General features: G+C 47.0%; 2 tRNA genes. Both read right to left on the bottom strand.

Annotated features, from left to right (window positions below):
* Nucleotides 1–189 precede the first annotated feature (189 nt).
* Nucleotides 190–265 (bottom strand) — tRNA-Ala (locus INT22_RS01205).
* A gap of 243 nt (nucleotides 266–508) precedes the next feature.
* Nucleotides 509–585 (bottom strand) — tRNA-Ile (locus tag INT22_RS01200).
* Nucleotides 586–798: the final 213 nt, after the last annotated feature.

Below are 798 nucleotides of genomic sequence, written 5' to 3'. Positions count from 1 at the left end.
GATTGCCGGATACGCTTGAGACGTATCACAAAACAATTACGTATAAACGTTTTAAAACGTTTATGTCAGCATGATATACATTGTTAAAGAGCGACTGTTCGATGAACAGTGATAAGGCAACGCAGTCTCAGCGTTTGACTTATCAATGGTCACAAAACATCAACAAACGGTTGGTAAAATACAACATAATGGTGGAGCCAAGCGGGATCGAACCGCTGACCTCCTGCGTGCAAGGCAGGCGCTCTCCCAGCTGAGCTATGGCCCCATCGTATTACTTTTTCCGGGTAATTTTATACAGGACAAGGCATTTTATGGCGACGCATAGCCTGCTATGCGAGTCATAAAATAACGCCGTACTGAATAAAATTGGTGGGTCCTCCCAGCTGAGCTATGGCCCCATTTTTTTGCCGACCTAACCTCTTGCCATTAATTTCTGTGAGGCAAGGCAAAATGCAACGACGTATAGTCTGCTATACGAGGAGCATTTTAACGCAGTATCACAGGAATTTGGTGGGTCTGGGCAGACTTGAACTGCCGACCTCACCCTTATCAGGGGTGCGCTCTAACCAACTGAGCTACAGACCCGGGTATTCAACTATCATCGGGCACCATAAACCTGTTAGCCGACCTCACCCTGCTTTCCATTTAAGGTCAGGGGGTGCGTTCTAACCAACTAAGCTACAGACCCTTATGACAGCTAAACTAGCTACCGTTTGCTCTATTATCTGATCAGGTAATTCATTGTGAGCGCTTACCGCGAGGCATGACGCATCGTTTAAGGAGGTGATCCAGCCGCAG

Origin of the sequence: Halomonas sp. 3D7M (assembly GCF_014897885.1) — a bacterium.
Taxonomy (GTDB): domain Bacteria; phylum Pseudomonadota; class Gammaproteobacteria; order Pseudomonadales; family Halomonadaceae; genus Vreelandella.
This window is presented reverse-complemented; position numbering and strand designations above follow the sequence as displayed.